16 protein-coding genes are annotated in these 23,715 nt (G+C 45.4%); 10 read left to right on the top strand and 6 right to left on the bottom strand.

Annotation, left to right across the window (positions count from 1 at the left end):
- Positions 1 to 36: 36 nt before the first annotated feature.
- Together ACYVD4_RS06825 and ACYVD4_RS06820 are read left to right on the top strand one after the other, a co-directional pair.
- Positions 37 to 921 (top strand): sterol desaturase family protein, encoded by an 885-nt coding sequence (locus ACYVD4_RS06825; protein ID WP_460943746.1) that lies wholly within the window; start codon positions 37 to 39, stop codon positions 919 to 921.
- A gap of 51 nt (positions 922 to 972) precedes the next feature.
- On the top strand, positions 973 to 1,671 hold the full coding sequence (locus tag ACYVD4_RS06820) for a hypothetical protein (protein WP_460943744.1): 699 nt from the start codon (positions 973 to 975) through the stop codon (positions 1,669 to 1,671).
- A gap of 57 nt (positions 1,672 to 1,728) precedes the next feature.
- On the opposite strand, the gene ACYVD4_RS06815 is transcribed toward ACYVD4_RS06820, so the two are convergent.
- Positions 1,729 to 2,034: a GNAT family N-acetyltransferase gene (locus ACYVD4_RS06815; protein ID WP_460943742.1), complete on the bottom strand. Its 306-nt coding sequence runs from the start codon at positions 2,032 to 2,034 to the stop codon at positions 1,729 to 1,731.
- A 253-nt stretch (positions 2,035 to 2,287) separates the two neighbouring features.
- Between ACYVD4_RS06815 and ACYVD4_RS06810 the strand changes: the two genes are divergently transcribed.
- The 3 genes from ACYVD4_RS06810 (at position 2,288) to ACYVD4_RS06800 (ending at position 4,202) form a co-directional block, all read left to right on the top strand.
- Positions 2,288 to 3,262: a helix-turn-helix transcriptional regulator gene (locus ACYVD4_RS06810; protein WP_460943740.1), complete on the top strand. Its 975-nt coding sequence runs from the start codon at positions 2,288 to 2,290 to the stop codon at positions 3,260 to 3,262.
- Positions 3,263 to 3,310: 48 nt separating this feature from the next.
- Positions 3,311 to 3,742, top strand: a complete 432-nt coding sequence (locus ACYVD4_RS06805) for an SRPBCC family protein (protein WP_460943738.1) — start codon at positions 3,311 to 3,313, stop codon at positions 3,740 to 3,742.
- Positions 3,743 to 3,821: 79 nt separating this feature from the next.
- Positions 3,822 to 4,202, top strand: coding sequence for a VOC family protein (locus ACYVD4_RS06800; RefSeq protein ID WP_460943736.1), 381 nt, complete (start codon positions 3,822 to 3,824; stop codon positions 4,200 to 4,202).
- A 74-nt stretch (positions 4,203 to 4,276) separates the two neighbouring features.
- On the opposite strand, the gene ACYVD4_RS06795 is transcribed toward ACYVD4_RS06800, so the two are convergent.
- Positions 4,277 to 5,485 carry an acyl-CoA dehydrogenase family protein gene (locus tag ACYVD4_RS06795; RefSeq protein WP_460943734.1) on the bottom strand — a complete coding sequence of 403 codons (1,209 nt, stop codon included), beginning with the start codon at positions 5,483 to 5,485 and terminating at the stop codon, positions 4,277 to 4,279.
- A gap of 419 nt (positions 5,486 to 5,904) precedes the next feature.
- Here ACYVD4_RS06795 and ACYVD4_RS06790 point away from each other — a divergent pair, with 419 nt between their 5' ends.
- Both ACYVD4_RS06790 and ACYVD4_RS06785 read left to right on the top strand, forming a co-directional pair.
- Positions 5,905 to 8,964 carry a SusC/RagA family TonB-linked outer membrane protein gene (locus tag ACYVD4_RS06790; RefSeq protein WP_460943732.1) on the top strand — a complete coding sequence of 1,020 codons (3,060 nt, stop codon included), beginning with the start codon at positions 5,905 to 5,907 and terminating at the stop codon, positions 8,962 to 8,964.
- An 11-nt stretch (positions 8,965 to 8,975) separates the two neighbouring features.
- Positions 8,976 to 10,661: a RagB/SusD family nutrient uptake outer membrane protein gene (locus tag ACYVD4_RS06785; protein ID WP_460943730.1), complete on the top strand. Its 1,686-nt coding sequence runs from the start codon at positions 8,976 to 8,978 to the stop codon at positions 10,659 to 10,661.
- Positions 10,662 to 10,775: 114 nt separating this feature from the next.
- Here the strand turns inward: ACYVD4_RS06785 and ACYVD4_RS06780 are convergent, their stop codons facing one another.
- Positions 10,776 to 11,762, bottom strand: a complete 987-nt coding sequence (locus tag ACYVD4_RS06780; protein ID WP_460943728.1) for a GlxA family transcriptional regulator — start codon at positions 11,760 to 11,762, stop codon at positions 10,776 to 10,778.
- Positions 11,763 to 11,997: 235 nt separating this feature from the next.
- The gene (locus ACYVD4_RS06775) at positions 11,998 to 13,869 is read right to left on the bottom strand and encodes a M61 family metallopeptidase (protein WP_460943726.1); all 1,872 of its coding nucleotides are present in this window, start codon (positions 13,867 to 13,869) and stop codon (positions 11,998 to 12,000) included.
- A gap of 186 nt (positions 13,870 to 14,055) precedes the next feature.
- Between ACYVD4_RS06775 and ACYVD4_RS06770 the strand changes: the two genes are divergently transcribed.
- From ACYVD4_RS06770 to ACYVD4_RS06760, 3 genes are all read left to right on the top strand, one after another.
- Complete coding sequence (locus ACYVD4_RS06770; protein WP_460943724.1) at positions 14,056 to 17,133, top strand: tetratricopeptide repeat protein; 3,078 nt, start codon at positions 14,056 to 14,058, stop codon at positions 17,131 to 17,133.
- Positions 17,134 to 17,268: 135 nt separating this feature from the next.
- A complete protein-coding gene (locus ACYVD4_RS06765; RefSeq protein WP_460943722.1) occupies positions 17,269 to 18,951 on the top strand; it encodes a TonB-dependent receptor in 1,683 nt (560 codons plus the stop codon).
- Positions 18,952 to 18,969: 18 nt separating this feature from the next.
- On the top strand, positions 18,970 to 20,361 hold the full coding sequence (locus ACYVD4_RS06760) for an HU domain-containing protein (RefSeq protein WP_460943720.1): 1,392 nt from the start codon (positions 18,970 to 18,972) through the stop codon (positions 20,359 to 20,361).
- Positions 20,362 to 20,438: 77 nt separating this feature from the next.
- Here the strand turns inward: ACYVD4_RS06760 and ACYVD4_RS06755 are convergent, their stop codons facing one another.
- Positions 20,439 to 21,407 (bottom strand): XdhC family protein, encoded by a 969-nt coding sequence (locus tag ACYVD4_RS06755; protein WP_460943718.1) that lies wholly within the window; start codon positions 21,405 to 21,407, stop codon positions 20,439 to 20,441.
- Positions 21,370 to 23,685, bottom strand: a complete 2,316-nt coding sequence (locus tag ACYVD4_RS06750) for a xanthine dehydrogenase molybdopterin binding subunit (RefSeq protein ID WP_460943716.1) — start codon at positions 23,683 to 23,685, stop codon at positions 21,370 to 21,372. The genes ACYVD4_RS06755 and ACYVD4_RS06750 overlap by 38 nt, the downstream gene beginning before the upstream one ends.
- Positions 23,686 to 23,715: the final 30 nt, after the last annotated feature.

The following is a 23,715-nucleotide window of genomic DNA, read 5'->3' as shown; positions in this document are numbered from 1 at the left end:
ACAAAAACTGTAACTTGCATAAAAGTTAGAAAAAGTATGAGAGATTTGATTCAATACGCCATTCCAGGCTTTGTAATTCTGTTGGTTGCCGAGGTTATTGTTACGGCAAAGCAACAGAAAGATTATTACGAAGCCAAAGACACGGCCAGTAGTCTGTCGATGGGAATTGGCAACGTAATTATCGGTATTGTTGGAAAGGCTATTGTTTTTGGTGCATATTCGCTGGTATATCAATTCCGGTTTTTCACGGTTGATATGACGCAATGGTGGGCCTGGCTAATCCTGTTTTTTGCCGACGATTTCAGCTATTACTGGTTTCATCGGATTAGCCATAGTAGTCGGTACTTCTGGGCCTCGCACGTAGTGCATCACTCATCCATGAAATACAATCTAGGCACGGCGCTACGTCAGACCTGGACGGGGAATATTTCGGGCGCGTTTATTTTCTGGATCTGGCTGCCGTTGTTGGGTTTTTCGCCAGTGGTTATCATGACTATGCAATCGATAAGTCTGCTGTATCAATTCTGGATTCATACCGAACATATTCATAAATTTCCGGCACCTATAGAGTTTATTTTAAATACACCATCGCACCATCGGGTGCATCATGGGTCCGATCTGGATTATCTGGACAAAAACCACGGCGGCATTCTGATTATCTGGGACCGGATGTTTGGTACGTTCGAGCTTGAGCAAAAACGACCTACGTATGGATTGACTACGAATATCAATACCTTCAATCCGGTACGTATCGCTTTTCATGAATGGGCGGCTATTGGCCAGGATATTCGTCGGGCTGGGTCGTTTCGTGCCGCAATTGGTTATATCTTTGGCCCACCAGGCTGGAGTCATGATGGTTCACGAAAAACAACAAAGCAACTGCGCGCTGAGCAAAATCCCGTTATCGAGGACGTATTGTAATCGCCAAAACTATTCTAACCATACGTACCATTTTCTAGTTAGTAAGGCACTATGGTTGCCGCTTTTTTAATAGCTAGTACGTTGTTGGTTTCCAACGGTGATACGTTGACCAAAGCCGATTCTATACGACTGAAACGGCCAAAGATTACTCCGGCTTTTAATCTCGACTTTCGTGATTCCTTCCTTGAGCAACAGCATGTTAACGTTTGGGGAGTAAACGCCGGGATCGAATTTGGGCATAAACGTCATCAGATTACGCTTGGCTATTACTGGATTAGTTATGCTACGTATCTGCGATTGATTGACTGGCGACGAGCGGCTTCACGACGTATCAATCTCGATTACTATACTCGCACCGATATGTGGTTTATGAGCCTGTTATACTGGTTCAACATCACCAACAATCAACGCTGGAAAGTAAGTATTCCGGTTGAAGTTGGTGGCGGGGTTGCTTACGCCATTCCCCTTAACTTACGGCAGGATATGCAAGTTGACCGTACTCGGCAGGATTTTTTTGTTCCCTTACAGATTGGCGCATACGGGCAATGGCGGGCAACACGCTGGTTTGGACTGAGTGCGCAAATAGGCTACCGTCTGTCGGTTTTTCAGACGGCAATCAATCAGAATTTCAACGGGAGTTATTATAGTATTGGCGTCAACATTTATCCAACTCTGGCAACGGATCTTTGGCGTTGGGTAAAAAAAGGAGATCGTATTTCACCAATTCGCGCTCCTCAATCCCACAAATAAAAAATGTTCGTCTGCAATCACATTACAGACGAACATTTGCATCGCTAATCTCAGTGCTTAAAAATCGTCAACCGAATACGTAGCAGATACTACACGGTTCCAATCGGGATGGCGCTTCAGATAAGCAGCTATAAACGGACAGAGAGGAACAATTTTTAGTTCGTGTGCTTCTACGTAGCGTAATACGCCTTCCACCAGTTTCGAGCCAATGCCACGTCCTTCTAAACTAGGGTCAACTTCAGTATGCGTCAGTGCCAGTGTTTCATCATCTACTTTTTGGTAGGCGACAATTGATAATTTACCCTCGGTTTCCAGTTCGAACCGGTGGCGGCTTGTGTTATTTTGAATATTTGCTGAATCCATTCGATTAGAAGCGTTTTTATTTCAACTACGGATATAACTGTTGAAAGGTTCATCATTAAACTTTCCGCTCAGAAGCATTCAGAAACATCTTAAATTTTACTGGAAGCTAAGGCATAAAAATATTCTGTCGGTTAAAAACCTTCTGTCGATAGTCTATCAATTTCGCTTTAATGAAACGAATTATCTAGGTTTCGGTAGTCGGTCGTTCAGTGCAAGCGTTGTAATTTGCGTGTGGCATTTTATTTCAATTGTTATGAACCGCCTTGATCGCCTGACTGCAATTCTTATCCATCTTCAGACTAAACGGGTTGTTCGTGCCCAGGAACTAGCGAATCGCTTCAAAATCAGCCTACGTACCGTTTATCGCGACGTTCGGTCGCTCGAAGAAGCGGGTGTACCGATCGGTGCCGAAGCAGGTATGGGCTATTTTTTGACCGATTACCACCTACCCCCGGTCATGTTTACGAGCGCCGAAGCCAGTGCTCTTTTATTAGGAGGCAAACTTATTGAACATTGGGCCGACGAATCAATACGTACTGAATTTGAATCGGCCTTGTTTAAGATTAAATCTGTGCTCAAAAAAGCCGATCAGGAACACCTCGACGATCTCGATTCGCACATAAACGTAGCAAAACCGCGTATTCGGCAGCCTTATTCCGATGAATTATTAATTCCGATTCAGCACGCCATTGCCAAAAATCATGTGCTTGCACTTCAATATCATTCACAGTATAAAGACGCCGAAACCGAACGGGAAGTTGAACCAGTTGGGTTGTATCATTACCATATGGGCTGGCATTTAATTGCATTTTGCCGCGTTCGTCAGGATTACCGCGATTTTCGGGTTGACAGAATTCGGCAACTTACCGACACGGGTCAACGCTTTGCACGACGGGAACGGCTGTCATTACAGGAATACCTCGACCGAGTGGGCGTTGATATGCCGATGCATAAAGTGGTAATTATTCTGCCCAAATCCGTAACGCGCTACATGCTCATTGAAAAATATTCGTACGGTTATCAGCGCGAGGAAGATCTGGGCGATACAGTACGTATCTATTTTCAGACTCCTTATCTGGAAGGTTTGGCAAAGTGGTTACTGATGTTTGGGCGTGCGGTAACAATTGAGCAGCCCGATACGCTACGTAGCACCATGCAAAAACTAGCCAACGAAATTCAGGAACATTACAACAATTCTGTACTTGTTGCCAACACCGTACTGACATAGGGTTGTCACTACGCTTCCCGAACTTTGGCTCAGCTAACGAATAATATTATGCGCAACGACTTAATCGTCTCCCAATCGATAAACATCGACGCCAGCACTGAAAAAGTCTGGAACGTACTGACTACGCCCACTCTCATCGCCGAATACCTGTATGGTACCCAAACGCTGACCGACTGGAAACCAGGCAGTGACATTATTTTTCAGGGTGAATACGGCGATCATCAGTACCGCGATAAGGGTGTTATTCTTGAAAACACACCCTATAAGCTTTTGAGTTATAGTTACTGGAGCGGTTTTTCAGGGGCGGAAGACAAGCCCGAAAATTATTCAACCATTACGTATTCGCTAAAACAAACTGGTGATAATCAGACTGTGTTCACCTGGACACAACAGGGTTTTACGACCGAAGATGGCTATAACCATTCTCAAAGTGGCATGACCGCCCTTTTATCGCAAATTAAGGAAATCGCCGAACGATAATCTGTCAATTACTACGTAGCATTTACCAGAAAAGAACGTAGCGTTATTAAAATTCTCTTATACCCAAAACACACATCTTATGAAACTCAACGCAGGCATTATTACCGACAAACTTCAGGAAACCAAGCAGTTCTATACAGAAGTTCTCAACTTTGGTATTACGTTCGAAAATGAATTCTATCTGCTTTTACATACACCCAATCAGCAGGCCGAGCTAAGTTTCCTGCTTCCTGATCATCCCAGTCAGCAACCACTCTTTCAACCAGCTTTTGGTGGAAAAGGCGTTTACCTGACCATCGAATTTCCGAATATCGACGACGAATACGCTCGTATTAAAAAACTCGGCGTCCCAATCGCCATCGAACTACGCGACGAACCTTGGGGCGACCGCCACTTCGCCATCACCGACCCAAATGGAATTGGTATTGACATGGTGACGTATGCTCCTTCCAATGAGTGAAAGAGCGAAAGAATGAAAGAATGAAAGAGCGGCTGACGCGAAAACAACGCTCTTTCATTCTTTCGCTCTTTCACTCATTTAAACGCTGGAATGCCCGTAATCTCGGCACCGAGAATCAGGAGTTGAATATCGTGAGTACCTTCGTAAGTGCTCACCGATTCGAGGTTCATCAGGTGGCGCATAATGGGGTATTCGCCCGAAATGCCCATTGCACCCAGAATCTGACGCGCTTCCCTGGCAGTGCGTAGTGCAATCTCTACGTTGTTCCGCTTTGCCATGGAAATCTGTGCCGATGTCGCTTTATCTTCGTTTTTTAACGTGCCGAGTCGCCAGCAAAGCAGTTGTGCCTGTGTAATATCGGTCAGCATTTCGGCCAGTTTTTTCTGAATCAGCTGAAAACTGGCGATGGGTTTGTTGAACTGAATACGTTCGAGAGCGTAGCGTCGTGCCACTTCGTAACACTCCATTGCTGCGCCCAATGCGCCCCAGCAAATGCCATAACGGGCCTGTTCGAGGCATTTTAATGCGCTTTTTAATCCAAACGCATTTGGCAGTAAGTTGGTCTTGGGAACCTGCACATCCCGAAAAACCAGTTCGCCCGTATTACTGGCACGTAACGACCATTTGTTTTTGATTTCGTTAGTTGTGAAACCTTCCATTCCTCGTTCCACAATCAACCCCCGCACTTTACCCTGGTCGTTACGTGCCCAGACAATAGCAATGTCGGCGATGTTGCCGTTGGTAATCCAGAGTTTTGAGCCGTTTAACAGGTAATAATCGCTACGTTCGATAAAGTTAGCTTCCATACTACCGGGGTCGGAGCCGTGGTTTGGTTCGGTTAGGCCGAAGCATCCGAGTAGTTCGCCCTGCGCCAGTTGGGGAAGGTATTTTTTTTTCTGTTCTTCTGAGCCAAACGTAAAAATCGGGTACATTACCAGCGAATTTTGCACCGATACACACGAACGCATACCTGAGTCGCCCCGCTCGATTTCCTGTGTCATTAGCCCATACGAAATCTGATCGAGTCCACCTCCTCCGTACTCGGTAGGTAACGTAGAGCCGAATACGCCAATTTTACCAAACTTTTTTACCAGATGTTCAGGAAATTCAGCACGCTGTGCATATTCTTCGGCAATGGGCGTAATCTCACGTTTCACAAAGTCGCGCACAGCCGACCGAACCAGCTTATGTTCAGCCGTCAACAAATCGTCCAGACAATAGAAATCAGGCGATTCAAACGAATCAACCTTATTTCGGGGTGAGGTTAGGGATGGTGTTTGCATAGTACAATGAACTGAAAATGGGTCAGCTTGTTGGTTCGAACGAAAAAAATCACCCGTATGACGCTATTTTCTAGACTGCGTCATACGGGTGATTAATATTATGCAAAATAAGCTTTCTGTACGCAGTTTTAGTAAAACACTGACATATTATTAAAGATCTATTAACGTATATAGGTAGTTTTTTCAGATCAAAGCAAGCGATATTTGCGAGCAAAATAAGTTGCTTTTACCTCCTTATTAGCACTTGGTTTATTGATCTAAAGCGTTCGTCTGCACTGATTTTGAGCTAAGTAATTCTTCCGTTTCTTATTTCCTCTACTTACAAAAATTATAGTACAATTTCCCTAGAAAATATACCGATAGTAAGTTGTATTTTTACCCCTTAGAATAGTTTCTGTTTTTCATTAAACCAACCTCTTATGCAGTTTTTTTACCATTTTTCACCCCCACTCATCAGGATGTGGGCGATGGTGTTTGGCCTTTTTCTGGTTTTACCATCTTTAGCAGGCAGCGCGCCTTCGCCAGCAACAACCATCAACTCGCTACGTAGTGAAAAACCTACAGAACAGACTGTTAGCGGGCGAATTACCGATGCATCTACCAACGAAGCGCTTGCCGGTTGTAATGTTGTAGTGAAAGGTACGCAACGCGGCACGACTGCCGATGCCAATGGCAATTACAAAATCGTGGTTCCAGAAGGCAACATAACACTGGTATTCGGTTTCATCGGTTTTGTATCGCAGGAAATTGCGGTTAATGGACGTACTACCATCAACGTAGCATTGAGTGCTTCGGCTTCGGAGTTAGCGCAGGTCGTTGTAATCGGCTACGGAAGCGCGTCGAAAAAAGACATGACAGGTGCTGTAAAATCAATCAAAAGCGCCGATTTTAACCGGGGAATTATCAATTCGCCGGAGCAACTTTTGCAGGGTAAAGTGGCAGGTGTAAACGTTACGTCGGCCAGCGGTGAGCCGGGTGGTACGCAGAACATTACGATACGTGGTCCGGGTGGCGTTCGAACGGGCAGTACGCCCCTTTTTGTACTCGACGGAATTGCCCTCGACAATTCGAGTACAGGCGGTGCTACGAACCCGCTTAACTTCCTGAACCCTCAGGATATTGAATCCATCGACGTATTGAAAGATGCCTCGGCTACGGCCATTTACGGTTCGCGGGGCGCCAATGGTGTGGTTTTGATTAGCACCAAAAAAGGCAAAGCCGGTTTCTCTACGTTCAACATTTCATCGAGTCTGGGGATTTCGAATCTGGCTCGTCCGTTAGCTGTTTTTTCGGCAGATGAGTATCGTCGTCAGGTACCAGCCGTTGGCGGGGTATTAGAAGATTTCAAAGCATCGACCGATTGGCAGAAGGAAATCATGCGGACAGCCTACACCTGGAACCATAATCTGTCGTTTAGCGGTGGTGCAGACAAGCTGACATATTACGGATCGTTTGGCGTTCAAAATCAGGAAGGTATTCTGAAAGGAAGTGATTTAAAACGGTATACGGGACGTATCAACGTATCGCAGAAGTTTCTGGAAGATCGGCTGAATGTTGACGTCAACATGACGGCTTCCTACACGTTGAACAATCGTCCGCCTACCGACAGCCCAACCAATAGTGCCGTAACCATTTTAGGGAGCGCGATCTCAGCTAACCCAACCATGCCCGCTTACGACGACAAGGGAGATCCATATCGCTACCAGAGTGGAACAAACCCACTTATTACGTTAGCCCTGAATCAGGATATTACGACGATAAACCGGGTTGTAGGGAATATCTCGCCGTCGTTTAAGATTACAAAAGATCTGGTGTATAAACTCAATCTTGGCGTAGACATCTCAAGCTCCGTTCGGGATTGGCAATCGTTACCAAGTGCCGTTCCTCAACAGGACGGACGTCTTGAAACGTATTACCGCACCAATCGCAATACGTTGATTGAGAACTATTTCACCTATACGCTCGCAAAACAGGATCACAATCTGACGGCATTGCTGGGCCATTCCTACCAGAAAATTTTCGTGCAGGAACGTACCAACAGCATCAATAAATTCCCGATTTCTCCAATCCAGCCTATTTACAACCCAGGACTTGGGCAGGACCTGACGTTGGCGAATAACAAACCAACTGGTTTCGCTACTGAAAATGAGCTGCAATCGTTCTTCTCGCGGGTTAACTACCAGTTCAAAGACAAGTATCTGGCAACGGCTACGGTACGAGCCGATGGCTCATCTAAATTTGGTGCCAACAATAAATACGGTGTTTTCCCATCGTTCTCATTGGGATGGCGGTTGAGCGAAGAAGCCTTTCTGAAATCAAGTCCGTTTTCCGATTTAAAACTTCGTGCGGGTTGGGGACTAACGGGTAATCAGGAAATTCCTTCGAAAATTACACAGGCGCTATTTACCTCGCAGGTTTCGGCATCAACAAGTTATCCATTAGCGGCTTCAGGCCCTTATCCGGCGGGGACGTCGTATGCACGGTTGGCCAACCCCGATATTCAGTGGGAAGTATCGTCGCAAACCGACATTGGACTTGACTTTGCGCTGTTCAAAGGTGCTTTATCGGGATCGGTCGATTATTTCCGTAAGGTCTCGAATAATATCCTCCTCGAAGTTATTCCTTCCGACCCCGTTCAACCAGCCGGTACGTTCTGGACCAACGTACCAGACATGACCATCACAAACCAGGGCGTTGAATTAGACCTGAATTATCGATACGCCAGCCTGAGCGGTTTCCGATTCGATATTGGCGGTAACGTTACGTTCATTAATAACGTAGTAAATAATTCGCCTTATTCGGTCATTCCGTCTGGTTCGGCTTCGGGCTCGGGACTAACGTCGGCCACGATCAACGGTTATATCAACGGTCAGCCAATTGGTACGTTCTTCCTGAAAGAATTCACTGGCTTTGATGACAAAGGAATCAGTACGTTCCGCGATATTGACGGCGACGGTATTGTAACGGATAAAGATCGGGTGCCCATCGGAAGTGCGCTGCCAACGAAGCAGTTCAATATCAATAGCAATCTTGCTTACAAAGGGTTTGACCTGGCCATTAATTTCAATGGTGTTTCGGGCAACAAATTGTACGACAATACGGCCAATGCCAATTTCTACAAGCTGCGTTTATCGAAAGGATTGAATACTACTCCCGAAGCTATTCAATACAGCAAGGAATCGATCAATAACTCGGCTCCAGTTTCGTCTCGCTATCTGAAAAGCGGTTCGTTTTTCCGGCTAAACAATATGTCGCTTGGCTATACTGTCAATACCAAAAGCCTTGGTATAAATCGCTGGATTTCAGCTATTCGCTTGTCAGCTACGGGTCAAAACCTGTTTGTAATTACACCCTACGACGGCTACGATCCAGAAGTTAATACCGACCGCACCATCAATGGTGTCTCATCATACGGTATCGACTATCTCTCTTACCCTAAAGCCAAAACCTTTGTTTTCGGTCTGAACCTTACTTTCTAACGTCAGAGATCATGAAAAAGAAACTTATTTCCACGCTGGCGCTGGTGAGCCTATTGGTCGTAAACGGTTGTACAAACCTGACCGAACGTGTACTAGACGAAGCTTCCGTATCGGGCCTTTCAGATCGGCAGGCCGCCGATGGTATTATTGCTCCGGTTTATGCCCGGCTGCCCGACATTTTTCAGCATACCAACTACTTTGCGCTACAGGAAATCTCGACCGACGAAGCTATTCTGCCGTATCGGGGTGGCACCGACTGGGGCGACAATGGTATTTATCTGGCCCTCCACCAGCATACACATACCAGCACCGACCCCAACCTACGTAACACTTGGAACTTCATTCTCCAGGGCGTATCACGGGCTATTACGGCGATCAATACGTTACCGACCCTAAACGATCCAGTTACTAAAACGTATCTGGCCGAAGCACGGGGTATGCGGGCTTATTACGGTTTACTGACGCTGGATTTATTCGGTATTGTTTTCGTAAAAGACGACCTCGGCGCTACGTCGACTATTTTGCGCGGAGAACAAGCTGTTGAATACCTGAAAAACGAGTTTCTGGCGGTAGAACCAAATCTGGAAACAACGGTTGGCCCCGGTCGGCTGACGAAAGGGGCTATCTGGGGATTATTGGCGCGCCTGTATCTGAACGCTGGCGTTTACCGCGACCGTTATGCTACTCAATTTACCTTTAAGCCGGAAGATATGGACAAGGTAATTGAGTACAGCGATAAGATTATCAGCTCGGGTCAGTATCAGCTTTCGAAAGACTATTTTTCGATCTTCAACTCCGATAATCACGACAATAAAGAATTGATTTTCGCGGTCGATCAGCGTGCAGACCTGAACGGGCACAACCGGATGGCGTATTTCTCACTATCAGGCGATCAGTTTCCACTGCCAGCTTATCCAAATGCCAACGGTACCGATGGTCCGGGTATTACGCCCGATTATTACCGTACTTGGGTAAACGCCTATGCCCCCCGTGACCCTTCTGTTGATCCTCGGTTTTACAAACAGAATCTGTCAATTTATTCAAATCCGGCTGATTCGTGCGTTGCCGAAGCAGATTTCAATATTAATCGGGGTATACTACGTGGTCAGCAATATGGTTTGATACGTCGGAATGGGGTCTTCTTAAAGTGTCCTGATGGCAAATTCAAGGTGGCAAAACTGTATCACGACACCCGTAACCGGCCAACGATGGCGGTTGACTTTACGGAGCAAATTGACTTTACCGTGGCTGGTAGCAACTACAATACTGGCTATCGGGTGGAGAAATATGAGTTCAGCAAAAAGTCAGTAAGTGGTCGAAATTTCGGTGAAGCGGATATTATTATTTTGCGTTTGGCCGATGTATACATGATGCGGGCCGAAGCAAAATTGCGTAAAAGCAACGATGCGGCTAGTGCACTGGCTGATGTTAATATAGTCAGAGCGGCACGTAACGTAACGACGGCTCCTCCTGCCCTATCGTCAATGACGCTGGATTTACTCTATCGTGAGCGCGGCTTTGAATTCTACTGGGAAATGCTACGTCGTAGTGACATGATACGTTTCGGAAAATATGAAGGCGCGTGGACTGAAAAAACGAATACCGATAAATTCAAGCGTATTTTTCCGATTCCACAAACCGCCATCGACGGTGCGTCGAACTTACCGGGCTATCTGAAACAAAATGACAGTTATTAATTTCTAATGTAGTGAAACTAAAAAATGGCTTCAGATATAAAATCTAAAGCCATTTTTTAGTTTCGTTTATCCTTAATTATTCTGACGAATAATTTTCTTCTGTTGTAAATATTTCTACATCAACACCAGACTCTTCTTATTGTATTTATTTCGATATTCGATTGGAGACAATCCTGTTACTTTTTTGAACGTATTGCGAAACGCTTTTGTATCGGTATACCCAACATCATACATTACCTCATTAATATTTTTCCGATTAGTTTCGAAGCTTTTTTTAGCGACTTCTACTTTCACCCGCTGAATATATTCAACAACTGTATTCGCTGTTGCTTTTTTAAAACGCCGTTCCAGATTTCGCCGACCAAGGGCTAGCATATCGGCCAGTTGATCGACGGATATTCTTTCCTGAAAATTTGACTCAATAAATTCCTGCGCCTTTTTCACTGGTTCATCGTCATGTTCTTTCTGGCCTTGAAAAATAATGAACGGCGACTGGCTCTGTCGATCAATATCAATCATAAAGGCTTTCGCAATAATGATCGCCATATCGCGCCCGGCAAATTTTTCGATTAGGTACAGGATCAAATTCAGGTATGAATAAGCACCCCCGCTCGTGTAAATGCCATCTTCTTCCGTCATAATCCGATCATCGACCAGATTCACATCAGGAAAATACTGCCTGAATTCATTTGCCATCCGCCAATGGGTTGCGCACTGTTTTCCTTTTAATAAGCCTGTAGAAGCAAGTAAAAAAGCGCCAATGCAAAAGCTGGCGACTTCTGCTCCGTTATTGTATTGATTAATAATCCAGGGGATAAATTTTCTGTTTTGTTCAAGGTTATTTTTATGATCGCCGTGAATGGCGGGAATAACGATTAGATCCGTTTTTTTTATATCCTGAATTTGCAAATCAGGTGTCACAGAAAATAAGCCATTTTGTTGATTTACTTTTTTGGAGATTCCAGCCAGTTCTACAGAAAAAAGTGGAGACCTCCCCATACTGGCTAATATGTTGTTTACTTCCAGAAAAATTTGACGTGTTCCTTCAACGTTGGTAAGGCTAATATGGCCATTTGGGATTAGAATAGTGACGTGTTTCATGTCTTAAAAATAACCAAATCCAGCGTTGAAATCAATCAGTTTAGTAGCGAATTTAATGCTTAATTATCCACTGGCATCCTCCCTTTTAAAGCTGCTATGTTAACCAATTTTTAGATATGCATTTGGCTCGCCCTCAACTCCTAATCGTTCTTGCTGGTTAGGAAAAACTCATTCCTTTTAAACACAAACAGGCCCGGCAGTTAACCGGGCCTGTTTATCTAATTATCGGTAAAGACTACTTAATATATAGCCACTTATTATAGAGTGTTTTTTGCGCATCTGTACGATTTGGCAACGCTTCCAGTCGATAACTGGCCAGTGGATTCTGGGTTAACGTAACGGGAATTTCACGTACCAGACCAGCCCGGTTTACCAACACATTCAATTTATCACCAATCCGATGTCCGGCAACCAGACGTAGTAAATCATCTCCTACACGAACACTATCGATAGCCAGCACTTCATCGCCTACGTTCAAACCATCATTGTAAGCTGCTGATCCACGTCGAACACTGGTTATTATTGATTTTCCGCCCGCAGCCGAAACCGCTGCCCCCAGAAAACCATCCTGAGTCCGTCCTGCTACGTTCACCAATTGCAAACCCACTGGTTCGAAATAAGCGTTGTAGTTGATCGGATTAGCAGTATTGACGGCAATGTTAAAGAAATCGTCCAGCTTTTTGCCAGCGATCTGCTCAGCCGCTTTCCGAAATTCATCGTCAGTAAAACCACGTTTCTGTTTCTTATAATATTCATTGTACAGAAACCGCATCAGGTCGTCCATGCTACGTTCACCGTTGCTTCCGGCCAGAATAGCCAGATTCAGCAACGTACCGAGCACGCTGCCTTTGCTATAATACGAAATGGTTGTGTTGGTCGAGTTTTCATTAGGGCGATAGCCTTTAATCCACGCATCCCAGCTCGATTCGGCAACCGATTGCACTCGAACTCCGGGCTGATTTTCGATACCCGTAATATCGATTCCTACAATATTTAAATACGCTTCGGGCGTATGAAAACCTGCCCGACGCAAAATATAATCTTCGTAAAACGACGTACAACCTTCTGACAACCAGAGCATGTGCGTATAGTTCTCGTTCTCATAGTCGAACGGACCCAACGCAACTGGGCGGATTCGCTTTACGTTCCAGAGGTGAAAATATTCGTGCGCAACCAAGGTTAGGAACCCTTTGTAGTTTGCTTCGGTGGCGTAGGCGTTACGTGTCGTTTCGAGCGTAGTGGAGTTCAGGTGTTCCAAACCTCCACCACCCGGTGGAATGTGATGCACAATGAATGTGTAATCGGTACAAGGATGCTCGCCTACTACAGTTGCTGCTGCTTCGCAAACACGCTTGTAATCAGCGGCTAACTGCTGCTCGTTATACGCTACGTCGCCAAACATGGCTACGGTATGCGGAATATTTGACGCCGTAAATTTGAAGGTGTGGTGATTTCCAATCTCAATCGGCGAATCGACCAGAATATCGAAATCAGGGGCTTCGTAGGTAAAATCGGTGGTAATCCCAACCTGACTTGTGATCTGCTTTAATCCGGTTGCTACTTTTTTCCAGTCTTTATACGGCTTAATGACCAGACGTAGTGGCTGATTCTTGAGAGCATCGTGAAACATGAACATTCCGGCTGGCGTTACGTAGCCGTGGTCTGAATCGATGAAGCAGGTTCTGACCGTTAACTCATTAGCGTATACCCGATAACGTAGCGTCAGGTTATCATCGTTGGTGTAAACGCGCCAGGCATTTTTACGGATTTTTTCGCTACGTACCGTTTTGTCGCCTACGAATGCTGTAAATGCTTCTACGTTCTTGGCATATTCCCGAATCAGATACGAACCGGGAGTCCAGACAGGCATTTTGATATCGAGATAGCCGTTTTTCTTTGCATTAGTAGCCGTCGATGCATTCTTCACCTGCATTTCAACCTCAAAATAATGGGTCTGCGGCTCAGGCATCGATAGAATATAGGTTACGCTAGGCGAAGGAGCCGGGGGCGTATCATCATCGGGACGTGTTGGGCCTGCAAATGTTTGTTGAGAAGCAAAAATGGTCCATAGAGTAAGTAAATACAGAAGCGACGCTTTTTTTTTCATACGGAAAACCGAAGTACCTTCGTTTTTTGTCCAGATTTGACAAGGAAATTTGCCAATTTGTCGGCGAAACTACGACGCAAATCTGTTTTTGTTTCAAGTTGCTGATTTCAGAACAGGCAATTTACTCCTGAAAGCTGGAACATAAAACTTTAAAACAAAAAACGCCAAGTTCCAAAACCAGTTATTATGCCCCTATCAAACCCACAGCCTGACCAGTCACTGCAATCATCATTCCTAATCCGTCGATGGTTGTTCTGTCTGCTTTCTGGGTTGTTTCTGTCGCTATCGGCAACTGCGCAACGAACCCAGAGTAATGCCGAACCAGATTACCACTATCGAAATGGCCTTGAATTGTTCGAACGTAACAATTATGCTGCTGCCCGTTATGAATTCAGGCAATATCTGGAACCTCGCCGTGGCGATGGCGCCCAGACGCTGCTCAACACCAGCGATCAGAATGCTGTAGAAGCCGAATATTACATTGCCTTGTCGAGTCTTTACATCGATGAACCCGGTGCTGAACTGCTGGTTGATCGATTTGTAAAAAACCATGCACAACATCCCAAAGCGGGCCAGTTGTATGGTGATTTAGGTACGTATTACTACAATCGTCAGGATTATACCAAAGCCATCGATTTTCTGGAAAAAGCCGTAAATCAGGGTGGTAGTAGCAGTCAGCAACTGGCCTATAAATACCAGCTTGCCATAGCTTATTATAATACACAGGATTTGGCACGAGCCTTGCCCCTGCTGAACGCGGTGAAACTAGATACCAGCTCGCCCGATGCGCCCGCAGCTTCGTACTACGCTGGTGTGATTAATTTCCGGAATCGGAATTATAACGAAGCGGTTGCTGATTTTCGACGTATCGAAAACAACCCGACGTATCAGAATCAGGTACCAAACTGGATTGCTCAGTCCCTATATCGGCAACGTCGTTTCGATGATTTGCTTGCTTATACCGAACCGTTGCTACGTCGGAATAATGGAGCAGGTTTGAATGAAGTGGCACTATTTACAGCCGAAGTTTTTTATCAGCAAAACCAGTTTACCAAAGCGATCCCGTATTACAAACAGTACGTAAATGTGAGCGGAGCAAAAACGCCCGGTGCAGTGCGGTTCCGGTATGGGCAATCGCTGTTTCGGACGGGTGCGTATCAGGATGCCATCACACAATTAAAAACGCTGGCTGGAGGAAAAGACACGACAGCTCAATACGCTGCTTATACGCTTGGTGTCAGCTATTTACAGACACAAAATCCGACTTATGCGCTCAATGCTTTCGATCAGGCTGGTCGGCTGACATTCAATAAAGAAATTCAGGAGGAAGCAAAATTCACCCACGCCAAACTGCAACTCGACCAGAATAACGGCGCTGACGCGGTGAAAGAATTGACGGCTTTTCTCAAGCAATATCCTGATAGTAAGTTTGAAAACGAAGCCAATGAATTGGTTGGTGAGGCCTATTTTGCGTCGAACAACTATCCGGCGGCCATCGCCTATATCGAGGGTTTGAAGCGGAAAACTCCGAAAATCAACGCTACTTATCAGCGACTGACGTATAATCAGGGCGTCAACGATTTCAACGCTGAGCGTTATCCGCAAGCCGTCGCAAATCTGGATAAATCGCTAAAATTCCCTGTCGACAATGAGTTACAGGCAGGGGCTCAATTCTGGAAAGCCGAAGCCTATTCGGCAGGGAAACAATACGATACGGCTATTCCGCTTTATACCAGCGTATCGAAAAGCGGGTCGAGCTACGCCACAAGAAGCTTGTACGGATTAGCCTATGCGTATTACAATAAAAAGGATTACGCGCGGGCTCAGCCAAACTTCCGCGATTTCGTAACGAAAGCAGGCAATAGTCAGCAGGACGACGTAGCAGAACAGGTTAAAGATGCCACAATCCGGTTGGCCGATACGTACTTTGTGACCAAGCAGTATGAAAATGCGATGCGCTATTACGATCAGGCGATTGCCCGAAATGCTGCCGACAAGGATTACGCTGCGTATCAGAAAGCGTTGATTTTAAGCTACGTTGGTCGTGATGCAGAAGCCAAAGCGCAGTTTGATCAATTACAACGGCAATACCCCACTTCGCGATTTGTTGATGAATCGTTGTTTCAGACGGCCAATGTCGATTTTGAAAAAGGAAATTATCAGGTCGCCATTCGTAATTTTACTAAGCTGATTCAGGAGCGGCCCAACAGTCGGTTGGTTCCGGCGGCTTTGCTAAAGAGAGCCATTGCCTATGGTAATATCCAGCAATATGATCCCGCCGTTGCCGATTACAAACGAATTCTCGATAACTACGGCGATTCAGAGCAAGCACAAAGTGCCCTTCTGGGTATTCAAAATACGCTGAACGATGCTGGTCGTCCGGAAGAATTTTCTAAGGTGCTGGGCCAATACAAGAAGAGTAATCCAGGCAGTACCGACATCGAACGGGTGCAATTCGAGAACGCCAAAAACATCTATGGCAACGAGAAATACGCGCAGGCCATTCAATCATTGCAGGCTTTTTTACAGGAATATCCGGCCAGCCCGAATACAAATGAAGCGCGTTATTATCTGGCCGAATCATATCGCCAGACAGAGGACGCGGCCAATGCGCTCCGTTATTATAACCTGATTATTGCTGATAAACGCTCAGAGTATCTGGTACGTGCCGCAACTCGGGCCGCTGAGCTGGAAATCGCTCAGAAGAATTATCCGCGTGCCATCCGCAATTACCAGATCATGGCCAGCCAGTCGAGCGGTAAGGCGGAGCAGGTAACGGCTCAGTTGGGTATGATGGATACGTATTTCATTTACCCAAAACCGGATTCAGCGGCTGCGATGGCTCGCGAGGTTCTGGCCGCTGGCAACGTAGTACCGGGAGCACAGAACCGGGCGCAACTAATGCTGGGTAAAGTTGCCATTGGAAAGGGCGATTATAAAACCGCACAGACTGAGTTCGACAAAACCATTGCATTGGCTAAAGACGTCAACGGTGCTGAAGCACAATATTACCTCGGCGACATTTTGTATCGGCAGAAAAAATACAAGGAGTCGATTGCGATGTTGCTCAAATTCAATCAGCAATTTGGCGAGTTTGAGTACTGGAAAGGGAAAGCGTTTATTCTGGTGGCCGATAATAACGCGGCTCAGGACGAAATTGCTCAGGCTAAAGCCGTTCTGAACTCCATCATCGAAAATTCATCCGATCAAACCATTGTTGCGGAAGCCAAACAAAAACTGGCAACGCTGGAATCTAAAAACTAACTGATGTATGAATAATGGATAATTGAATAATGGATAATGAATAATGGTCGTAGCGCAACTTTGCCTAACACATCATTATTCATTATTCATTATTCATTATTCAATTATCCATTATTCTTATGTCGTACCTCTATTATGATCGTACGTTCCCTATTCATACTTGGCTTTGCGTCGCTCACTTCGGCAGTTTTCGCGCAGGAGACGAAACCCACCCGACCTGTTAAAGAAGGTGAGGTAGAAAACCAGGAGATTACGGTTGAGAAAAGCCGCAAAATTGATCTCCCCCCCGCAACCCGGATTTTCAACAAAATCCCATCGGTTAAACCGTCGGCGGAGCAACGTAAACTAACCTACGAATTCGAAGACCGTAAATTAACTGTAGGCGATCCTAAAATTACGCCGGGCGTTCTGTCTCCGGCAACTACCCAGCCTGATGAAACCTCTTCGTTCAATAATTATGTCCGGCTCGGTGCAGGTAACTATAGTTCGTTTCTGGGCGAAGGTTTTGTGGGGCTGAATGCGTCTTCGAACGTATCGTTAGAAGCTTCGGCACGGCATTTGTCATCGGGTATTGGCCCAGTCGATGGAAAGAATTCGGCGCAAAGTGATTCGCGCTTCAGAGTTACCGGAAAATATTTGGCCGACGCCTTTAAACTTCAGGCCGATGTGGGTTATGACCGAAATGCCTATAATTTTTATGGTTATAGCCATGAATTTGCCGCATCATCAGCTTTCAATCCAGATGCCTTAAAACAACATCTGAGCACCTTTAACTTTAAGGTAGGCATCGAAAATACAAACAGCGAAAACGCAGTCGACTACTCGCTACGCACAGGCATTACGTCACTGAGCGATCGTTTCAACGCATCTGAATTCGACTGGGGAACCAACCTGAATGCGTCTATTGGAATTTCTGGCAGCGTTTTTGCACTTCTTACTGCTGACGCTTACGTAACACAACGCACCGATGGTTCTCTTATCGACAACCGGAATTTGTTCCGGGTGAAACCAACGTTTAAATATACCTCCTCAATCTTTACACTGACGGCAGGTATTAACGCTGTAAACCAGACCGATCAACGTCAGAACATTAACGATACACGGGCTTTTCCGGTGATCGATATTGACCTCGTGCCGGTTGGGAATGTGCATATTTTTGCCGGCGTTGATGGCGATATTAACCGGAATACGTTACGGTCGTTGTTAAGCGAAAACAAATGGCTTGGACCTCAGGTCATGTTGGCGAACACGGTTAAATCGCTTGATATTTATGGGGGTTCTAAAGGCGCATTGGGTGGTGGATTTTCATACGAAGCGAAAGCATCTTATGCGCGCTACCGAAACTTTTCGACCTTTAATAACAGCTTGCCCGACACATCTAAGTTTGCAGTGCTGTATGATGGTGGCCTGGCGAATGTACTGACCATTTCTGGTCAGTTAGCCTATGCACAGAAAGACAAATTTCGTTCGACACTGAAAGCTGACTTTTTCAATTATTCGTTCGAACGACTCGATAATGCCTGGGGACGCCCTCGCATAGCAGCGACCTGGACAAATTCGTATATTCTGGACAAAAAATTATTTATTACAGCTGATTTGTATTTTTATGAGGGTATAACGAACAAAAATTTTGTTTCTGGAATTACGTATACCCTGAAACCTATTTATGATGCAAATGTAAAGATTGACTATTTCCTTGGTAAGCAACTATCCGCTTTTGTCTCGTTAAATAATATCTTCGGACAGAATTATCAGCGATATTTGTATTATCAAAATCAAGGACTTAACTTTCTTGGCGGAATTAGTTATTCGTTCTAATCGGTATATACCATATCTATGACGTCCGTTAATGAATACCTAAAGAAATTACTTTACCAGTACGACTGCGTGGTGGTACCTGAGTTAGGTGCTTTTTTAACTCACTATCAGCCCGCTACGTATACGGAAGCCAGTGGCCTGTATCTGCCCCCTCGTAAACGTATCGCCTTTAATGAGGCTTTGCGGCTTGATGATGGCATTCTGGCTAATTATATCATGCTCCATGAGTCTGTGGCACGTGATGTGGCGCAACGCCATATTGCTACGTTCGTAAATGAACTACACCAGCAGATTGATACGGGCGGGCGGTTTGAACTGGAAAATATCGGTACGTTCACCAACAACGACGAAAACCGGTTACAGTTCCATCCAAGCGTTCGGCATAACTTTTTTGGTGAAGCCTATGGTATGACCCCGTTAGCTACTCAGCGGGTAAATCCAAAACCAATTCTGGAGCCAGCTATCGATGCAGTTCCGGTAACTACGGCATTAGGGCCAGTATTGGTTCGCGATGAAGACGTAGTACATACGCCGTTGCAACCTTCAATTCCGTATTGGCGCATTGCTGCTGCGGTGTTACTGATCGGTACGGTTGGCGTTGTTAGCTATTTCTCCGTTATCAAACCTGGTCAGCCATTTCAGAGCAGCTTAGATCCGTCGAATCTGTTCCACAGTACGTCGGCCTATTTCGATAAGTCTGCTGAGAAAAAGGCTGTAGCTAAGCCTGAGGAAACCAAAGAACTGGCTCCTGTCGTTACTACTGCAACAAAGCCAGAAGTGACTAAAATTGCACCGGTTGATGTTAAACCCGTTAACAATGACGGCTGGACTGAAGTAGCGAAATCTACACCTGAGGTTGAAAAAGCTGCTCCCGTAGTTGTTGAAGTGAAATCGGCTCCGGTGGTCGCTACTAAAGCTGTTCCAACCGAGGTAAAATCGGCTCCAGTGGTTGTGAAAACTGCCCCTGCTGCTGTGGCTCCTGTCGTTGCCAAAACAAATCCTACGGTTGTAAAATCGGCCCCTACAGTTGCTAAGACTGCGCCAGTAGCTGTCAAACCTGCACCGATGCCTGAAGTTAAGCACGTAGCAGCCGCTTCTATCGAGGTAAAAGCAAAGCCTGTTGTGGCAACTAAAAAGGTGGCTATTGCTGCCGTTAAAGCACAACGCGTTTATCCAAACTTTTTGGCAATTGCTGGTGTGTTTTCGAGCAAACAAAATGCATACCGTCTGAAGTCGCAACTACGTCAGGCTGGCTTTGCCGATGCTTTTGTCATTACACCCAAACGCGGTCAAAAGCAATTGTTTAAAGTATCGGCGATGGGTTCTAATACTCGGGAAGATGTTATTGCTAAAATGCCAGAAATCAACGATTTAACAGGTGCCGATTCCTGGATTTTCGATAACTTTTAAGCATTCATACTACAAAGAAAAAGGCAACTCATACGGGTTGCCTTTTTCTTTGTCAATAGGTTTCCAAGGTAATGATGCTAGCTATTTTTAACCCGAATTATTTCTGCGGCAATACTCACAGCTATTTCGTCGGGCGTCTGACTATTGATGGGAATACCAATTGGTGCGTGAATCTGTTGAAGTACTTCTGGTGTTATGCCTTCACTACGGTACTGAGAAAACAGTTTCCCTATTTTGGCTTTACTTCCTAACAATCCGATATACTTAACCTGTTTTCCTAATAAAGCACGTATTGCCAGATCGTCGGTTCGATAGCCGAACGTCATGATTACTACGTAGTGCTGCGAACCAGAAGGAATTAAACTTGCCAATTCGTCATATTGCTTTACAATTACCTTTTCATGAACATCATTATTCTGACCCATCGTATGTAAATCATCCCGATCATCGAAAATCCGGACATAAAAATCCATTTTACTCATTAGACGCGAGAGTGCCAGCGCACAATGACCTCCCCCAACAATATAGAGCTGATTTTTATATCCCAGACGTTCCCAGTATAACCACTTCTGGTCCGATTGTTTTGTAAATCGGTAATCTGTTTCAGGGAATATATCCTTCGAAAACTGGATGCCCTCAGATGACAGCTCAAGCAAACCACTGTTATACTGCTGCAGGCAACGAATAATTGACCGAATCGAGCCAGCGTCGTTTTGCCGAACCTGATATAAAAGAATCGTCTGGTCGCCTGAGCAAATCATACCGCTTTGGTTATGAGCGGCATGTTTATCATGGTATTGGGTTCGAATCGATACCTCAGAAATCTGATTATTCCGCAGTTTTTCTTTGGCCAGTTCTACCAGCTTATATTCCATAATTCCTCCACCAATCGATCCATCCATCTCCCCTAGTGTATTCACGGCCATCAGAAATCCCTGCCGCCCTGGGCTACTACCGTGGCTTTCCAGAACGTACAGCATCATTACCGGTAGGTTTTGTTGCAGGCTACTAAGGATTAATTGCCAGGTGGTTAACTGTTTTATCATCGACAGAAGACAAATTCTGATACGTAGCTGAATCGTTATATAACGCCAACAAAACCTTTTCGGGGGTCATGGGCGCATCGTAGGCAATAACAGCCGTTGGATTAAAGGCAAAAATGGCATTACGTAGCGCAAAATAGGCTCCTATACCATACATCAGTGGCGGCTCTCCTACGGCTTTCGATCGAAAAATAGCCAGATTATCCTGCTCCGTTTTTAGAGCCTCAATAGCAATTTTTTCAGGTACTGAATATACATCTGGCACTTTATAGGTCGAGAGCGCATTCGACCTTAATCGGCCTGCTTTATCAAATACGATTTCTTCCATAGTCATCCAGCCTAACCCTTGTACAATACCACCCTCAATTTGCCCTCTGTCAATAGCGGTGTTCATACTGACACCAAAATCATGCACTACGTTTACCGCATTAACCTGATAGGTACCACGCAGGCAATCGACCGTTGTTTCTACGATAGCCGTTCCATATACATGATACGCAAACGGATGGCCTTTTGCCGCAATAGGGTCAAAATGAATGGTTGGAGTAGCGTAGTGTGCGTGTTCAGAAAGGCTAACCCGTTTCGAATAAGCAGTCATCAATAGTCGTTCCCAACTCCAATCGGTTTTTTGTCCATCCAGATAAACCCATTCCTCTTTTAGAGTAATCAACTCAACAGAGGAATTCAGTTCACCGGCAGCTACTACTTTAAGTCGTTTTACCAGTTCATCACAAGCAAGTTGAACAGCTTTTCCATTCAAATCAGCTGTTGCACTAGCGGCAGATGGCGACGTACTGGCAATTCTATACGTACTGGTTGTCAGCAATTTCACCCGCTCGCTACGTATAGATAACACCTCGGCCGCTACTTGAAGCATTTTGGTATTAACGCCCTGCCCCATTTCAACAGCTCCAGTACTTACGCTCACACTGCCATCGGTATACAAATGCACCAATGCCCGTGCCTGATTCATGCGCGTATTTGTGAATGAAATTCCGAAACATATCGGCATTAAAGCTATTCCTTTTTTATAAAGCCGGTTCTCTTGGTTGAAAATGGCGATACGTTCCCGAATAGTATCAAGCTCGTAAACTTGCTTTGCTTTACGCCAACAGGCTTCGGCTTCGCTTTCGGCAAGTTGGCCATATGGAAATTCGTCGCCTGTTCTAATCAGATTTTTTTCCTGAATAACCGACGCATCAATACCCAGCGATTCAGCAGCTTTGGCAATGGCAGATTCGATGACAAACATTCCCTGCGGCCCGCCAAATCCCCGAAAGGCCGTATTAGGTGGTAAATGTGTGCGGCAACTGTAGGCAGTAGCTGTCACGTTCGGGACGTAATAACTATTTGTGCAATGAAATAAAGTTCGTTCCAGCACCGCTGGCGAAAGATCAGCAGCAGAACCGGCATTCTGATAGAACGTAGCTTCGTAAGCAATGATTTTCAGCTCATTGTCTAAGCCGATCCTGAAGTCTGACGAATAGGGATGGCGTTTGCCAGTCATCGCCATATCTTCCATCCGATGCAGTGAATATTTAACGGGTTTTCGGAGAATATGAGCCGCCAAGGCAACCAAAGCCGCCCACAGATTGGCCTGATCTTCTTTACCGCCAAAGCCCCCTCCCAACCGATTCACATCAACCTCAATCTGGTGCATTGGTAATCCTGATGAGCGGCTAACTGCTCGTTGTACTGCTGTTGGGCCCTGTGTAGATGAGTATAGTTTTATGCCATTGTTTTCCTGTGGAATGGCATATGCACCCTGCGTTTCAATATATAAATGTTCCTGTCCATTGGTATCGGCACAACCCTCAAAAATATACGGGCACTGCGCCAAGGCTGTCTGTGTATCTCCCAGTTTGAAGTGCTTTGGCGGAATAATCAACTCGCCCAAAGCTTGTGCTTCGCGAGGATCGGTAATTATGGGAAGTGGCTCAACATCAAGCGTAATTTTTTTCAGCGCAACTCTGGCGTCATCTTCGGTTTCAGCTACCACAAATGCAATAGGCATACCGCAATAATGGACATGATGTTCGGCCAAGAGTGGTTCGTCGGGAATGATGCCACCAATCTGGTTCTCACCTGTTACATCTTTATACGTTAACACACGTATCACTCCCGGCATAGTTTCGGCAGCAGACGTATCAAGCTTTTTAATGACACCATGTGCGATTGGAGAACCAAACGCAACACCAAACAACGTACCTTGTATCAGCGGAATATCATCCAGATAAACCGACTCCCCCCGTACGTGCGTTCTGGAATCTATATTTTTCATGCTGTTATAGCATTTTGTTTTTCCATCAGA

It is taken from the genome of Spirosoma daeguense, assembly GCF_054776875.1.
The sequence above is the reverse complement of the archived record's forward strand: the minus strand, read 5'-3'. Positions and strand labels throughout refer to the sequence as shown.

What these genes read in the sequence shown, in the direction of transcription:
- ACYVD4_RS06760 (WP_460943720.1), top strand. Translation starts at nt 18,970, where the DNA reads ATGACGTCCGTTAATGAATACCTAAAGAAATTACTTTACCAGTACGAC.
- ACYVD4_RS06780 (WP_460943728.1), bottom strand. Translation starts at nt 11,762, where the DNA reads ATGAAACACGTCACTATTCTAATCCCAAATGGCCATATTAGCCTTACC.
- ACYVD4_RS06775 (WP_460943726.1), bottom strand. Translation starts at nt 13,869, where the DNA reads ATGAAAAAAAAAGCGTCGCTTCTGTATTTACTTACTCTATGGACCATT.
- ACYVD4_RS06770 (WP_460943724.1), top strand. Translation starts at nt 14,056, where the DNA reads ATGCCCCTATCAAACCCACAGCCTGACCAGTCACTGCAATCATCATTC.
- ACYVD4_RS06820 (WP_460943744.1), top strand. Translation starts at nt 973, where the DNA reads ATGGTTGCCGCTTTTTTAATAGCTAGTACGTTGTTGGTTTCCAACGGT.
- ACYVD4_RS06750 (WP_460943716.1), bottom strand. Translation starts at nt 23,685, where the DNA reads ATGAAAAATATAGATTCCAGAACGCACGTACGGGGGGAGTCGGTTTAT.
- ACYVD4_RS06815 (WP_460943742.1), bottom strand. Translation starts at nt 2,034, where the DNA reads ATGGATTCAGCAAATATTCAAAATAACACAAGCCGCCACCGGTTCGAA.
- ACYVD4_RS06825 (WP_460943746.1), top strand. Translation starts at nt 37, where the DNA reads ATGAGAGATTTGATTCAATACGCCATTCCAGGCTTTGTAATTCTGTTG.
- ACYVD4_RS06755 (WP_460943718.1), bottom strand. Translation starts at nt 21,407, where the DNA reads ATGATAAAACAGTTAACCACCTGGCAATTAATCCTTAGTAGCCTGCAA.
- ACYVD4_RS06765 (WP_460943722.1), top strand. Translation starts at nt 17,269, where the DNA reads ATGATCGTACGTTCCCTATTCATACTTGGCTTTGCGTCGCTCACTTCG.
- ACYVD4_RS06805 (WP_460943738.1), top strand. Translation starts at nt 3,311, where the DNA reads ATGCGCAACGACTTAATCGTCTCCCAATCGATAAACATCGACGCCAGC.
- ACYVD4_RS06785 (WP_460943730.1), top strand. Translation starts at nt 8,976, where the DNA reads ATGAAAAAGAAACTTATTTCCACGCTGGCGCTGGTGAGCCTATTGGTC.
- ACYVD4_RS06795 (WP_460943734.1), bottom strand. Translation starts at nt 5,485, where the DNA reads ATGCAAACACCATCCCTAACCTCACCCCGAAATAAGGTTGATTCGTTT.
- ACYVD4_RS06810 (WP_460943740.1), top strand. Translation starts at nt 2,288, where the DNA reads ATGAACCGCCTTGATCGCCTGACTGCAATTCTTATCCATCTTCAGACT.
- ACYVD4_RS06800 (WP_460943736.1), top strand. Translation starts at nt 3,822, where the DNA reads ATGAAACTCAACGCAGGCATTATTACCGACAAACTTCAGGAAACCAAG.
- ACYVD4_RS06790 (WP_460943732.1), top strand. Translation starts at nt 5,905, where the DNA reads ATGCAGTTTTTTTACCATTTTTCACCCCCACTCATCAGGATGTGGGCG.